The organism is Methylosinus sp. sav-2, assembly GCF_004366495.1.
Classification (GTDB): domain Bacteria; phylum Pseudomonadota; class Alphaproteobacteria; order Rhizobiales; family Beijerinckiaceae; genus Methylosinus.
This window is the reverse complement of the sequence record NZ_SOEJ01000009.1, coordinates 55,153-69,446: the sequence shown is the minus strand read 5'-3', so window position 1 is coordinate 69,446 and position 14,294 is coordinate 55,153. Positions and strand designations below refer to the sequence as shown.

The 14,294-nt window shown below is 66.7% G+C and carries 12 protein-coding genes; 5 read left to right on the top strand and 7 right to left on the bottom strand.

The window, feature by feature from the left end:
* Nucleotides 1-99: 99 nt before the first annotated feature.
* Nucleotides 100-1,416: an N-acetylmuramoyl-L-alanine amidase gene (locus EDE12_RS15080; protein WP_245275787.1), complete on the bottom strand. Its 1,317-nt coding sequence runs from the start codon at nucleotides 1,414-1,416 to the stop codon at nucleotides 100-102.
* 892 nt (nucleotides 1,417-2,308) lie between these two features.
* Here EDE12_RS15080 and EDE12_RS15075 point away from each other — a divergent pair.
* Nucleotides 2,309-5,284 (top strand): ribonuclease E/G, encoded by a 2,976-nt coding sequence (locus EDE12_RS15075; RefSeq protein ID WP_026599083.1) that lies wholly within the window; start codon nucleotides 2,309-2,311, stop codon nucleotides 5,282-5,284.
* A 66-nt stretch (nucleotides 5,285-5,350) separates the two neighbouring features.
* On the opposite strand, the gene EDE12_RS15070 is transcribed toward EDE12_RS15075, so the two are convergent.
* Genes EDE12_RS15070 through EDE12_RS15060 form a run of 3 tightly spaced genes read right to left on the bottom strand, consistent with a single transcriptional unit; the run spans nucleotide 5,351 to nucleotide 6,817 of the window.
* Nucleotides 5,351-5,587, bottom strand: coding sequence for a cysteine rich repeat-containing protein (locus EDE12_RS15070; protein ID WP_026599082.1), 237 nt, complete (start codon nucleotides 5,585-5,587; stop codon nucleotides 5,351-5,353).
* 26 nt (nucleotides 5,588-5,613) lie between these two features.
* The gene (locus EDE12_RS15065; protein WP_051592514.1) at nucleotides 5,614-6,501 is read right to left on the bottom strand and encodes a sterol desaturase family protein; all 888 of its coding nucleotides are present in this window, start codon (nucleotides 6,499-6,501) and stop codon (nucleotides 5,614-5,616) included.
* A 16-nt stretch (nucleotides 6,502-6,517) separates the two neighbouring features.
* A complete protein-coding gene (locus EDE12_RS15060; RefSeq protein WP_245275786.1) occupies nucleotides 6,518-6,817 on the bottom strand; it encodes a hypothetical protein in 300 nt (99 codons plus the stop codon).
* Between the two features lie 182 nt (nucleotides 6,818-6,999).
* On the opposite strand from EDE12_RS15060, the gene EDE12_RS15055 reads away from it, so the two are divergent.
* Together EDE12_RS15055 and EDE12_RS15050 are read left to right on the top strand one after the other, a co-directional pair.
* Nucleotides 7,000-7,713: a response regulator transcription factor gene (locus EDE12_RS15055; RefSeq protein WP_024880651.1), complete on the top strand. Its 714-nt coding sequence runs from the start codon at nucleotides 7,000-7,002 to the stop codon at nucleotides 7,711-7,713.
* Nucleotides 7,710-9,047, top strand: coding sequence for an ATP-binding protein (locus EDE12_RS15050; protein ID WP_245267355.1), 1,338 nt, complete (start codon nucleotides 7,710-7,712; stop codon nucleotides 9,045-9,047). Before EDE12_RS15055 ends, EDE12_RS15050 begins: the two co-directional genes overlap by 4 nt.
* 9 nt (nucleotides 9,048-9,056) lie before the next feature.
* On the opposite strand, the gene EDE12_RS15045 is transcribed toward EDE12_RS15050, so the two are convergent.
* On the bottom strand, nucleotides 9,057-10,220 hold the full coding sequence (locus tag EDE12_RS15045) for an aminotransferase class I/II-fold pyridoxal phosphate-dependent enzyme (protein WP_026599079.1): 1,164 nt from the start codon (nucleotides 10,218-10,220) through the stop codon (nucleotides 9,057-9,059).
* Between the two features lie 62 nt (nucleotides 10,221-10,282).
* Nucleotides 10,283-12,325: a M3 family metallopeptidase gene (locus tag EDE12_RS15040; RefSeq protein ID WP_024880650.1), complete on the bottom strand. Its 2,043-nt coding sequence runs from the start codon at nucleotides 12,323-12,325 to the stop codon at nucleotides 10,283-10,285.
* A 225-nt stretch (nucleotides 12,326-12,550) separates the two neighbouring features.
* Between EDE12_RS15040 and epsC the strand changes: the two genes are divergently transcribed.
* A complete protein-coding gene (gene epsC, locus EDE12_RS15035) occupies nucleotides 12,551-13,441 on the top strand; it encodes a serine O-acetyltransferase EpsC (protein WP_051592666.1) in 891 nt (296 codons plus the stop codon).
* A 16-nt stretch (nucleotides 13,442-13,457) separates the two neighbouring features.
* Here epsC and EDE12_RS15030 read toward each other — a convergent pair whose 3' ends face one another.
* Complete coding sequence (locus tag EDE12_RS15030; protein ID WP_026599077.1) at nucleotides 13,458-13,733, bottom strand: hypothetical protein; 276 nt, start codon at nucleotides 13,731-13,733, stop codon at nucleotides 13,458-13,460.
* 134 nt (nucleotides 13,734-13,867) lie between these two features.
* Here EDE12_RS15030 and EDE12_RS15025 point away from each other — a divergent pair, with 134 nt between their 5' ends.
* On the top strand, nucleotides 13,868-14,263 hold the full coding sequence (locus EDE12_RS15025) for a DUF202 domain-containing protein (protein WP_024880647.1): 396 nt from the start codon (nucleotides 13,868-13,870) through the stop codon (nucleotides 14,261-14,263).
* The last annotated feature ends 31 nt before the right edge of the window (nucleotides 14,264-14,294 follow it).

Sequence of the window (14,294 nt, the reverse complement as noted above, 5' to 3'; positions counted from 1 at the left end):
CGCGTCGCGCCGACGGCGTCCCGTTTAGAGCATATTTTGTCGTGACGGAAACCCGAATCGGCCTCCCGCCATCCCCATCCTTATCCCAATTTTTATGTTTTATTGTGGGCGCTGTGTCGTGGCCACGGCCTGAGAGGGCGCGCTGGCCTGAAGCTGCGCCGGTTCCCGGCGCTCGTCGAAATAGCGCTCGATCGCCTGCGCCGTGGCGTCCGCGGCGCGCTCGCGCCATTCCGGCGACAGCAGTCGCGAGAGATCGCGGTTGCTGGACAAATAGCCGAGCTCCAACAGAACGGACGGAATATCGAAGGCTTTCAGAACGACGAAGCCGGCCGAGCGGCTCGGATTCTTGTTGAGATGGCCCACGGTCTGCCAATAGGCGATCAGCGTGCGGGCGAAGACATGGCTATAGGCGCGCGTCTCGCGGCGGGTGAGATCATAGAGAATGTCGCCGACCTCGCCCGCTTCCTCGGATTTGCGCTCGAGCCCGGCGGCGCGATCGGCGAAATTTTCCTTCTCGGCGATCTTGGCCGCCTCGGCGTCGGAGGCGCGGGCGGAAACGGTATAGACCGTCGCCCCCTCCACGCTGGTCTCGCCCAGCGTATCGGCGTGGATCGAAAGGAACAGCTCCGCCCCTGCCTGGCGCGCGACGCGCACGCGCTCGTCGAGCGCCATGAAGGCGTCCTCATTGCGGGTGAGCAGCACGCGCATCTTGCCGTCCGCCTCGAGCTTGCCCTTCAGCGCGCGGGCGAATTCGAGGACGATGGTCTTCTCCTGCTCGCCATGCGGGCCGGCGGCGCCGACATCGACTCCGCCATGGCCGGGATCGATGACCAGCAGCGGCTTGGCGTCGGCCGCGGGGGGCGGCGCCTCGGCCGCGGTTCTGGCGGCGGGGGCAGGGGCGAGCCGGGACGCCTCGGCGGCGAAGCTCGCCGCATCCGTGGGCTCGAGCTCGATGACGAGGCGCGGGGTCTCGAGCTTCGAATCGCTCGCGGCGCGAATGATCTTGGCCGGCCGCGCGAGGTCGATGACGATTCGCGAGCGTCCGGGCGCGAAATGACCGAATCGGAAGGAGGTCACGAGATCGTCGCCGCCGCGCTTGTCCTTGGCCGGGCGGCCGATCTCCGGGTCGAGGCGGAAGGCCATCTCCGGGAGATCGACGACGATTCGATAGGGATCGGCGACCGGAAATACCGTCGGATTCACCTCCGCCGTCGTCTCGAAGACCAGACGGGCGTGGTCCTTCTGCTGCTCCATGCGGACGGCGATGGCCGAGAGCGGCTCGGGCGCGGCCGGCCCGGCCGCTGCGGGCGAGCCGGCGAGGGCGAGACAGAGGGCCGCCGCCGCAAATCGCAGCGCAGGCGCACGTCGCCCGCCTCTCCGCGAAGGCCCGGCCTCCGTCGGTCGCTTCTCGTCCATGTTCTGAATCGCCCCGCTTGCGCGTTCGCCCGTTGATAATATGGCGCGGCTCGCGCATGCGCGCGACCCCGAAATCTTTCTGAGGATAACTGGTTAACGCGACGTTAGAGCGCGTTCCGATCGAAAGGAATTCGTTCGATCGATCAGAATTCGCTCGACAAAAGAGAATGATGGCGCGTTCCGATCGAACGGGTTCGTTCGATAGATCGGAACTCGCGCCCCAAAAGCGATCAATGGCGCGGAATCGTCCGATCGCTCGGAACTCGCTTCGAAAAAAAGAGAATTGCGCGCTTTTTCGGCCATTTCGGGTGCCAGCCTGTGGGCGGAGCCTTCGGCCAACTTGCGGTGTCGCCTTCGAGACATTATGTATGGAAACGTTCCGTGGAAGGGTTCGAAATACGCCTCGCGCAATTTCGGCATTTTACGGCGCCGGGAACCGTCTCGGGACGGACGGCGTTTTTTCCGCGGAACGAATTACGTTCGAATGCACGCCTCGCGCGCGGGTTCCGGACGGGCGGGCGCCGCCGTAAGGCGCTGTGACATAAGGTTTTTGTGACGAGCTCATGGCGAAGTCCATGACATGCCGCCAATCGAGGCCCCGCTCCGCGCGAGAGTATCGCGCGCCGGGGGGCGTATCGATTCGCGCTGTCGCGCCGAGCCGTCGTCACTTCGGCTCCTGGTCGGTCCCGCTTCGGCGGCCGGTCGGGCCTCTCGCCCAGTTCGCCGGCGGTCGCGCCGGTTCGCGTATCCGATGTTTCGCGATCGACACCAACTCCCAGAAGACACGCGTCGACGCTCCGACGCTTCGCCGGACCGCGGTCGCATCGTCCCTCACGGGACGTTCGCTCGAGACCGCCGGCGTCGCCTCGCGTCGCGCCGCAAAGAGTTTCTCATGGCCAACAAAATGCTCATCGACGCCTCCCACCCGGAGGAAACCCGCGTAGTCGTGCTACGTGGCAATCGCGTTCAGGAATTCGACTTCGAAGCCGCCGACAAAAGGCCTCTGCGCGGCAATATCTATCTCGCCAAGGTCACGCGTGTGGAGCCTTCGCTCCAGGCCGCCTTCGTGGATTACGGCGGCAATCGCCACGGCTTTCTGGCCTTCGCCGAAATTCATCCTGATTATTATCAGATTCCCGTCGCCGATCGGATCGCTCTGCTCGAGGAGGAGAGCCGCGTCCATCAGCAGGAGGACGAGGAGCCGCGCTCCCATGGCGGTGGCGGTGGCGGAGGTCGTCGCCGCTCGCGCCGCCGCCATTCGGACGGCGCCGAGAAGCGCGCCAATTCCGACGAGGTGATTTCCGAGAGCGCTTCCGAGAGCGAGGAGACCGACGCCGCCGAGGAGGCTGTGTCGGCCGAGGCGCCGGCGGAAGAGATCCGCGCCGAGAGCGCGGAGCCCGAATCGCTCGCCGAGAGCCCTTCTGCCGAGGCGAGCCCGCAGGAGGCCGACGAGGCCGAGCCGATCGCCATCGATCCGCAGGGCTTCGGCGTCGTCGAGGTCGGCCATGTCGAGGAAACGCCGGCCGAGCCGGCCGAGGCCGATCACGAGGTCAAGGCCCGTCGTCAGGACGAGCGGGACCAGAGCGAGCGCTATGTGGAGCATGAGGTCGAGCGCGAGGAGGCCGAGGCCCGCCGCCGCCGCGACGACGACCATGACGACGAGGAAGAGCACGAGGACGAGGAAGAGCACGTCGAGCATATCGGCGGCGACGCTATGGAAGAGGTGCCGCACCGGCCCTCGCGCTCGCGCCGTCAATATAAGATCCAGGAGGTCATCAAGCGCCGCCAGGTTCTGCTCGTGCAGGTCGTCAAGGAGGAGCGCGGCAACAAGGGCGCGGCGCTGACCACCTATCTCTCGCTCGCCGGCCGCTATTCCGTGCTGATGCCCAACACCGCGCGCGGCGGCGGCATCTCCCGCAAGATCACCGACGGCGCCGATCGCAAGCGCCTGAAGGAGATCGTGCAGGAGCTCGAAGTTCCGGAGGGCATGGGCGTCATTCTGCGCACTGCCGGCGCCACCCGCACCAAGGCCGAGGTCAAGCGCGACTTCGAATATCTCCTGCGCATGTGGGAGAGCGTGCGCGAATTGACCCTGCGCTCCAGCGCGCCGACGCTCGTCTATGAGGAAGGCTCGCTCATCAAGCGCGCCATCCGCGACCTCTACGGCCGCGACGTCGAGGAGGTCATCGTCTCTGGCGAGGAGTCCTATCGCGAGGCGAAGGACTTCATGCGCATGCTCATTCCGAGCCACGCCAAGAATGTCCGCCTCTATCGCGATCCCAATCCGATCTTCGCCTCGGCCGGCGCGGAGGCGCAGCTCGACGCGTTGTTCTCCAATCAGGTGACGCTGAAGTCGGGCGGCTATCTCGTCATCAATCAGACCGAGGCGCTGGTCGCCATCGACGTGAACTCGGGACGCTCCACCCGTGAGCATAATATCGAGGACACGGCGCTGCGCACCAATCTGGAGGCGGCCGATGAGGTCGCCCGCCAGCTGCGCCTGCGCGATCTCGCCGGCCTCATCGTCGTCGATTTCATCGACATGGAAGAGAGCCGCAACAATCGCGCCGTCGAGCGCCGCTTGAAGGATGCGCTGAAGAACGACCGCGCCCGCATTCAGGTCGGCCGCATCTCGCATTTCGGCCTGCTCGAAATGTCGCGCCAGCGCATTCGCGCCGGCGTGCTCGAGGGCTCGACCGTGCCTTGCCCGCATTGCGCCGGCGCCGGCACGGTGCGCTCCACCGCCTCGATCGCGCTGCATGTGCTGCGCGTGCTCGAGGATGCGCTCATCAAGAGCGCAGCGCATGACATCAGCCTGCGCACGCGCACTGTGGTGGCGCTCTATATTCTCAATCAGAAGCGCAACCATCTGCAGGCTCTGGAGCGCCGCTTCGGCGTCGCCATCACCGTCTCCGCCGACGACAGCCTGACCGGCACCTCTTATCATGCGCTGGAGCGCGGCGAGCCGGCCACCGGCGTGCGCGAGCTTCCGGCCCAGAACGCGCTGCGCGTCGATTCGCTCGCCGATCTCGAGGATGAGATCGAGTCGATCGAGGCCGAGCCGGTCGCGGAAGAGGACGAGATCGTCGAACGCCGGCCCGAGGTCGCCGAGCGCCGGCCCGATGCCGCGCGACGCGAGGAGCGAGCCGCGCGCCCGCCCTTCGTCGAGGAAGAGGGCGACGATCAGCCGCGGGCGCGCCGTCGGCGCCGTCGTCGCGGACGCGGCGGCGGACTCTCCGGCGGAGAAGCGCCGGCGCCGGGCGCCGAGCAGCCGTCGGATGAAGGCCTCGCCATTGTCGCGGAGATCGACGGCGTTCCCACCGCGCCCTCCAATGAGGTTCCGCGTCCCGCCGAACGGGGTAGCCGCGGCGGACGCGGTCGCCGCGCCGGCCGTTGGACGCGCTCCTCGCCGCTGCCGCCCGAATTTCGCGAGCAGGGCGCTTTCCCGCTCGACGAGGGCGCCGCCGACACGGCCGTTTCCCCGGCCGAGGCGCATATCCCGCCTTATGAGGCGATCGAGGCGCCTCCGGCTCCCGTCGTGACGGAGTCCGCCACGATCATCGAGGCGTCGGTCCCGGAGGCTCCGGCTTCGGAAGCCCCCGCCTCGGAAGCGCCAGCCGATTCGGCTCCGCCGGTCGCGGCCGCCGCCCCTAGAGCGCCTGCGCCCGAGGCGCCTGCGGAGGCTTCGGCTCCCGCGGCCCCTGCGCCGGAGCCTGCGGCTCCGCCGTCTCCGATCGTGCATGAGGCCGCCACTCCGCCGGCTCCGCCGCGCAAGCCGACCGAGACGATCATCACGGAGGCCGACCCCAATCGTCCCAAGAAGGGCGGCTGGTGGCAGCGGGCCAAGGCCTCGCTCGGCGGCGAGTGACGAAAAAAGCGCGACGGCCTTGAGCAGGCCGTCGCGCCTTTCTTTTCCGTGAGCTTACGTGCCGAGTTACTTGCCGAGCGCCTTCGCGCAATCCGGCCCGAGTTCCGATGCATGGTTCTGCAGGCAGGCGATGATGCGGCCGCCGCCCGGCATGACGCCGCTGCAGAAGCGCTGATAATCCTCCTTGCAGGCTTTCTTCATCGCATCGGCCTTGGCGCCGGCGGGCGCCGTCTGCGCTGCGGCCGGACCCGCGGCCAGGGCGAGCGCCACTGCGGCGAGGGCGTAAAGCGTCGTTTTATTCATCGTCATTCTCCTCTTTTTGAAAAAACTCAGGCTGTGATGGCCTTCGCCTCTCTGTGGCGGGGCGTTTCCTCGGATGCGCCGGGCGGCGCGAACAATGCCCGCAGCGCAGCGCGCCAATCGGCGGCGGCGGCGGCGTCGCGGAACATTGCGGCCCATTCGCCGAGCGCGATCTTCAGCGGATTGAAGCTCGGCGTTCCGCCGACGAGCCCGTAGCGCAGCGCTTCCTGCTTCGGCGCCTCGGCGAATGTGCCGAACAGGCGATCGAAGACGATCAGCACGCCGCCGTAATTCCTGTCGAGACAGGATTCGTTGGAGGCGTGATGCACGCGATGATGCGCCGGCGTGTTCAGCACATATTCCAGCGCGCCCAAGCGCGGGCAGAACTCCGTATGGATGAAGAACTGGTAGAGCAGATTGCCGGTCAGCATCAGCGCTATGGCGATGGGGTGGAAGCCGATGAAGGCGAGCGGCAGGAAGAACAGGAAATTGCCCGAGAGCCCCGCCGTCCATCCAAGCCGCACCGCCGCCGTATAATTCATGCGCGTCGGTGAATGATGAACGCTATGCGTCGCCCACAGCCAGCGCACGCGATGCGAGGCGCGATGGTCCCAATAATAGAAGAATTCGACGCCGATGAAGAGCGCGACGAGAGCGAGCGCGCTGGTCGGATCGAAATCGAGGAGGCGATGCTCATAGGCGAAGGCGTAAGGCCCGGCCAAGATCAGCGCCTCGGCCCCGCGCAGCAGCGAGCGCCCGAGCGCTACGCCCAGTGAGGCGGCGCTCTCGCGCAGATCGTGACGCTCGTGCGCGGTAAAACGCGCGAATGCATATTCGAGCGCCATGAAGCCGATGGCGGCGGCGAGAATGATCAGCCTCGCATGGAGGTCGATCGGGGAATTGGTGAGTTGCGGCATGATGGGTCTCCTGCTCTCAACGCGAGACAGAGCGCGTGTAGTCATAGGAGCGGCCGCGCGGACCAGAGCCTTGGCCGCTGACATTGCAGGAGCCGCCGCCGCAATTCGCCGAGCCGGAACGGCTCCAGGCTCCGCGAGGGCCGGAACCACCGCCGCTCCAGGAGCACGAGCCGCCGGCGCAGCTTCGCGAGGAGCCCCAATTGCTCGTCCCGCGCGGACCGGTGAAAGAGCCGCTGCGCGTCCAGGCGTCGGCCTCGGACACGGCGGCGAATGTCATCAGCGCGGCCAGAGCCGGAGCGGCGATGGATCGAAACATGTGAAATCTCCTCTTCCTCTTGCCGTCGATGCTTCGACGTGAGGATGAGGATGCGCGCGCTTCGTTCTGCGCCGATCACCGCCGCGCGACTTTTCGTCTCCTTTTGTCGCGCTTTCGTAACATCGTGTAACAGCGCCTCTCGCGCTCTTGCCTGAAAGGCGCGGTGGATCGACATTTGCCTCATGAGCGCGCCCGCGGCCCGAATTCTGATGGTGGAGGACGATCCAGAGATCGGCCGGCTGGTCGGCGATTTTTTGCGCCGCGAGGGCTTCGAGCTCATTCTCGCGCAGGACGCGCGAGCGATGGACGAATCGCTCTCTCTCGCGCGGCCGGATTTGTTGATCCTCGATCTGATGCTGCCGGGCGAGGACGGCCTCTCCATCTGCCGGCGCTTGCGCGCGAGCGATTCTCTGCCGATCCTGATGCTGACGGCGAAAAGCGACGAGATCGATCGCGTCGTCGGCCTCGAAATGGGCGCCGATGATTATCTGACGAAGCCTTTCGGGCCGCGCGAATTGCTCGCCCGCGTGCGCGCGCTGCTGCGCCGTGCGCAGGCGGAGCCGAGCCGGCCGGCGAGCCGGCGCTATTCTTTCGATCGCTTCGTGCTCGATCTCGACGCGCGCAACTTCGAATCCGCCGGCGCGCCGATCGCGCTGACCAGCGCGGAATTCGATTTGCTCGCCTGTTTCGCCCAGCATCCGCGCCGCGTGCTGACGCGCGATCAATTGCTCGATTGGACGCATGGCCGCAACGCCGATCCTTTCGATCGCGCGATCGACATGCTGGTCTCGCGCCTGCGCAAGAAGCTCGATGCGGCGGGCGCGAGCGGCGATCTCATCGCCACTGTGCGCAATGGCGGCTATTTGTTCAAAGCCGAGGTTCGGCGCCTCTCATGATGTCGCGCTGGACCATAGCCGCGCGCCTCACGCTCATCGTCATCGTGAGCCTGACCGCCGTTTGGGTCGCCGCCATCGCCGCTCTCTATCGCTTCACCGCGGATGAGAGCGCGCGCGCACGGCCGACCCCCGAACATGTCGCCGCCGTCGTCGAGCTGATCGAGCGCACGCCGCCGCAAATGCGCGCGCTGGCGCTGGAGGCGGTGGCGTCGCCGCTATTCGCGCCGCGGCTTCTGCCGGCCGGCGTGGTCGCGACGCCGTCCGGTCCGCTCGTCGCGGAAGACATTCGCCGCGACTATGCCGCCGCGCTGGACGGCCGCGCGCTGGTTTTGGAATGGCGCCCCACTTTGCCGATCGGCCGCCGATTTCCGCGTCTCGCGGGCGCGCTCTCTAATGCGCTCGAGTTCCGCATCTCATTGAGCGGCGGCGAGACTCTGCTCATCGACACGCGCGGCGCGATGATGGTGGCGCGTTCGGGCGTTCCGGTCGGGCTGCTCGCCGGCCTTTTCGGCACGCTCGTGGCGCTCGCCGCGCTGCTCGTCATGCATCGCGAGACGAAGCCGATCGCGCGTCTCGCCGCCGCGGTCGACGCGATCGATCTTTCCGGCGAGCCGGCGCCGCTGCCGCGCCAGCGCGGCAATGCGCCGGAAGTGCGCGCGCTCGTCGCCGCCTTCGAGCGATTGCAGGCGCGGCTCTTCGGTCTCCTGCGCGCGCGCATGGCGCTGATCGGCGGCATTTCGCATGACGTGCGCACATTCGCGACGCGCCTGCGGCTGCGCGTCGAAGCGATCGCCGACGATGGCGAGCGGAGCCGCGCCATTGCGGATATAGACGATATGATCCGGCTGCTCGACGATGCGCTTCTCTCGAGCCGCGCCGGCGCGGGTGAGCTCGCGCGCGAGATGATCGATGTCGCGGCGCTGCTTCGCGCCGAGATCGAGGATCGCGCGCAGAGCGCAGCTGTCGATATAGATTTGGGCGGCGTCGCCGATGCGATCGTTCTCGGAGATCGATTGGCGCTACGTCGCGTCTTCGCCAATCTTATCGACAATGCGCTGAAATATGGCCATGCCGCGCACGCTTCTCTCACATTGCGCGGCGCCTGCGTCGAGATCGCCGTCGAGGACGAAGGGCCGGGAATCCCGGAGGCGCAGCGCGCGCTGATGCTGGAGCCGTTCAGCCGGCTGGAGACATCGCGCAGTCGCGGCGCGGGCGGCGCCGGCCTCGGCCTCGCCATTGTGCGCGCGCTCGTCGAGGCGCATGGCGGCGAGGTGACGATCGGCCGTGCCTCGAAAGGCGGCGCGCGCGTCGCCGTTACGCTGCCTTTGTTTTAAAAGGTCGGTTCACTTTCCGAGCCAGGCTGCGAGACGCTCGAGGCCGAGACGCACCTCGCTCTCCGGCCCGGCGTAGGAGAAGCGCAGCATGCGCTTGCCGCGCGCGCGATCGAAATCGATTCCGGGTGTGACGGCGACGCCGGCCTCCTCCAGCATGCGCTTGCAGAAGGCGGCCGAATCCGCGGAAAAGCGCGAGATATCGGCGTAGATGTAAAAGGCGCCGTCCGGCGGCGCGAAATCGGCGAAGCCCAATTGTGGCAGCCGTTCCAGCAAGAGCGCGCGGCTGCGCGCATAGCCGGCCTTCACCGCCTCGAGCTCCGCCTTCGCGTCGAAAGCCTCGAGCGCGGCGATCTGCGCCAGCGTCGGCGCGGAGATGGCGAGCGATTGTTGCAGCCGCTCCATCGGCCGCACCAAGGATTCTGGCGCGACCAGCCAGCCGAGCCTCCAGCCGGTCATCGCGTAATATTTGGAGAAACTGTTCACGACGATGGCGTTGCGCGAATGCGCCAGCGCCGTCTCGCAAGCGCGCTCATAGGAGAGGCCGTGATAGATCTCGTCGGAGACGAAAAGAATTCCGGCGTCCTCGCAAAAGGCGCAGATTTTTTCAAATTCGTCGCTCGGAATCATCGCTCCGGTCGGATTGGCCGGGCTCGCCAGCAGCGCGCCGTCGAGGCGCTTTGCGCGATGCGCCGCCTCGAGCAGAGCGGCGGTCGGCGAATAGCGCGTGTCGGCGCCGACATCGATCAGCACGGGCTCGAGGCCGAGCGAGGCGAGGATATTGGCGTAGGCCGGATAGCCCGGCGCCGTCATGGCGATGCGCGCGCCCGGATCGAAACCAGCGAGAAAGGCCAGCAGAAAAGCGCCCGACGATCCGGTGGTGACGATGACGCGCTCCGGCGAGACTTCGACGCCATAGGCCTCGCCATAATGGCGCGCGATGCGCTGGCGTAGCGCTGGCCGGCCGAGCGCTTCCGCATAGCCGATGGCGCCTTCGGCGAGCGCGCGCGCCGCGGCCTCGCGCACGGCGAGCGGCGCCGGCGCGCCGGGCTCGCCCAGCTCCATATGGACGATGCGGCGGCCCTGCCGCTCGAGCTCGCGCGTTTCGCTCAGCACATCCATCGCGATGAAGGGCGCGATGGCGCTGCGTTTGGAAGGGGAGGGAGGCGTCGTCATGCGATCAGCATAGCGGCGACGAATATGACATTCGTGGGGCGCGCCGCTGCGCTCTCGTTCGGCTAACGGGCGAAGCCGCGCTGGCGCAGCAGCGCATCGACATTCGGCATGCGGCCGCGGAAGGCGACATAGGCCTCGGCCGGGTCCTGCGTTCCGCCGGCGGCGTAGATGTGACGGCGCAAGCGTTCGGCAATGTCGGGCGCGAAAGGATCGCCGGCCTCGAGGAAAGCCTCATAGGCGTCGGCGTCGAGCGTCTCCGCCCAGAGATAGGAGTAATAGCCGGCCGAATAGCCGTCGCCGGCGAAGACATGGGTGAAATGCGGCGTCCTGTGGCGCATCACGATCTCTTCCGGCATCGATATGCGCGCGAGGCTCTCGCGCTCGAAGCGAGGCGCGTCGAAGCTCTCGTCTATGGCGCTTTCGTGCAGATCGAGATCGACATAGGCGGAGGCGCAGAATTCGACGCTGGCGAAGCCCTGGTTGAAGTGCCGCGACTTTTGGATGCGCTCGAGCAATTCCTCCGGCATGGGCGCGCCGGTCTCGGCGTGGCGCGCGAAGCTACGGAGAATTTCCGGCTCCAGCAGCCAATGCTCGTAGAGCTGCGAGGGCAGCTCGACGAAATCGCGCGCGACATTGGTGCCGGCGACGAGCGGATAGGTGACGTCCGACAACATGCCGTGCAGCGCATGGCCGAACTCATGGAACAAAGTGTGCGCGTCGTCGAGGCTGAGCAGCGTCGGCGCGCCATCGGGCGCGCGTGAGAAGTTCAGCACATTGACGACGATGGGACGAATGCGTCCGCTGAGATTTTCCTGGCTACGGAATTCCGACATCCAGGCGCCGCCGCGCTTGGAGGGGCGCGCGAAATAATCGCCGAGGAAGAGCGCGACATGCTCGCCCTTCGCATCGCGGACATCGAAGGCGCGCACGCTCGGGTGATAGAGATCGAGGCCTTCCACCTCGACGAAGGAGAGGCCGAACAAACGTGTTGCGACATGAAATGCCGCAGCGATCATCTGATCGAGCTGGAAATAGGGACGCAGCTCCGCCTGGTCGAGATCATAGCGCTCCTTGCGCACGCGCTCGGCGTAATGGCGCCAGTCGGAGGCGCCGATCGCGACATTGGCGCCGTCGCGTTCGGCGAGCGCCTGCAGATCGTCGCGCTCCGCCTTCGCCGCCGCCAGCGCCGGCGCCCAGACGCGATCCAAGAGTTCGCGCACCGCTGTCGGCGTCTTCGCCATCGTGTCGTCGAGCTTATAGGCGGCGAAATTCGCAAAGCCGTTGAGCTGCGCGCGCTCCTCGCGCAGGCGCAAAATCTCGGCGATCAGCGCGCGATTATCGGTCGCGCCGCCATTCTCGCCGCGGCTGGCCCAGGCGCGGAAGGCGGTCTCGCGCAGATCGCGGCGCGTCGAGCTCTGCAGAAAAATCTCGACGCTCGAGCGCGCCAGAGTGACGCCAAATTTGCCCGGCACGCCGCGCTCGCGCGCGACATTGGCGGCGGCGGCGCGAAAATCCTCGGAGAGGCCGTTGAGATCGGTCTCGTCGAGCAGCAGAAGATAATCGGCCTCGTCGGCGAGAACATTCTGCGCGAAAGCGGTGGTGAGATTGGCGAGGCGCTCGGATATTTCGGCCATGCGGCGCTTCGCCGTCTCGTCGAGCTTCGCGCCGGCGCGCAGGAAGCGCTTATGCGTCAGCTCCAGCACGCGCGCCTGCTCGTCGGTCAGCGCCAGCGCGTCGCGGCGGGCATAGAGCGCATCGACGCGGGAAAACAGCGCGGCATTCAGCAATATTTCATTCTCGTGCCGCGCCAGCGCGCCGGATATGTCGCGCTCGATCTCCTGCAGCTCGGGCGTGGTGTCGGTCGCGGCGACATTCCAGAAGACGCCGCCGACGCGCGCGAGGAGGCGGCCGGAGCGCTCGAGAGCGGCGATCGTGTTCTCGAAATCGGGCGGCGAAGGATCATCGGCGATGCGCGCGATCTCGGCCAGATTTTCCGCCATGGCGGCCTCGAAGGCGGGACGGTAGTGCTCGGCCTTCAGCGCGCCGAAGGCCGGCAGGCCGAAAGCTTTGGTCGAGGCGGAGAGCAGCGGATTTTCGGTCGTCATCGGATCCCTCGGACTTCGCGGGAGATTTAAGGGCTCGGAGGCCGACGCGCCAGCCGACTCGGCGGTTGTTGTCGATCCTTTAGTAGTGTAGTAGATTTATAGACTGAATATAATGAGGCGACGGTTTCCGCCGCCTGTCGAAGGAGCGGCGCGGTGACGGAAGCAAAGCATGGGCCGCATGCAGGAAATGGGTCCGAGCTCAGCGGCTTTCCGCAGCTCGGCCGCATCGTCGCGGAGCTCGGCGAATTGCGCCGCGCCGCGCAGAAGCGCCGCTATCGCGATGGGCGCCTGCCCGAGCTGCCCTCGCGCGAGGCGACGATGGAAATCATCGATGGGCTCGCGGCGAGCCTCTATCCGCGCCATTTCGGTCCGCCGGAGCTGACCACCGACGGCGCCGACGGCTTCGTGCTCTACACGCTGGACAAGAGCCTGCGCGCCTTGCGCGAGCAGGTGCGCCGCGAGCTGCAATTGCTGGCCAATGGCTCGGACGACGGAACCATAGACCATCGCTCGCACGCGCATGAGATCGTCGATGCTTTCGGGCAGGCGTTGCCGCGGATACGCGCGCTGCTCGACACTGATATTCGCGCCGCCTATGAGGGCGATCCCGCGGCCAAGAGCCTCGACGAGGTGGTGTTCTCCTATCCCGGACTTTCGGCGATCATTCGCCACAGGCTCGCGCATCGTCTCTATCTGCTCGGCGCGCCCATGCTCGCGCGGCTCGTCTCGGAGATCGCGCATTCGGCGACGGGAATCGACATTCATCCCGGCGCGGAGATCGGCGAAGCCTTCTTCATCGATCACGGCACCGGCGTCGTCATCGGCGAGACCGCCGTCATCGGCAAGAATGTGCGGCTCTATCAGGCGGTGACGCTGGGCGCCAAGCGATTCGAGGTCGATGCGGACGGCGCGCTGGTGAAGGGCGGCGCGCGTCACCCGATCATAGAGGACGATGTGGTGATCTACGCCGGCGCCACAGTGCTCGGCCGCATCACCATCGGCCGCGGCTCGGTGATCGGCGGCAATGTCTGGCTGACGCATGGCGTGCCGGCGGGCAGCAATGTCACGCAGGCGAAGCCGCTGAGCGAATCCTTCACCTTCGGCGCCGGCATCTGATCGTCACGGTCGAGCGTCACGGCGCCAGCTCGGGGGCGCTCGCCGCCGGCTCCTCCTTCGCTTCTATGTCGCCCGTCGGCGCGCTATGCGCGGACAGCGCCGAGCACAGCGCCGCCGCATTGTCCCATGTGCAGGTGGTCGCGCCGATTCCGCGCGTGCATGTGCATCGGTAGAGCACGCCCGCCACGCATCGCGTGGCGCCGGAGTCGTTCGTCGATCGACAATCCTGGGCGGCGGCGGCGCTCGCGGCGATCACAATGGCGGCCGTGAGGCTTCGCATCGGATAAATCATGACGGATGCTCCGAAGATGTCTGCGGATCGACCCCGGGCTATCTATCGCGTCGTCGAAGGGGTTCAATACGCGTCGACTCGTCGCGCCCGCGACCGCGCGAATCGCGTTCCCCGGCCGCGAGAGAGGAGACGCCATGATTCGCGATTATGTCAGCCACGCCGCCAATGAGCGGACGTTTCTCGCATGGGTTCGCACCGGCATTGCGATCATGGCGCTCGGCTTCGTGATCGAAAAATTCGACCTTTTCGTGCATACGATCAGCATCACGCTACCGGAGGTAGAGCGCGGTCCGATCTTGCAGCGTTTCGAAAAATTGTCGGGACCATTGACGAGCGGTGGAGGCGGCGGCCTGCTGGTGCTCGGAGGAGTCGCGCTGATCGTCGTCGCAACCGTGCGTTTCATCCGCACGCGGCGTCTCATCGCCGACGAGGCGCAGCATGGTTTCGACGCTGGCGTGTTCGAGCTTGTCGTTCTCGCCGCTCTGCTGCTGCTCGGCTCGGGATTCGTCGTCTATCTCGCGATCGGCTGACGCGGCGCGACGATCGCGCTTGTCGCGACCG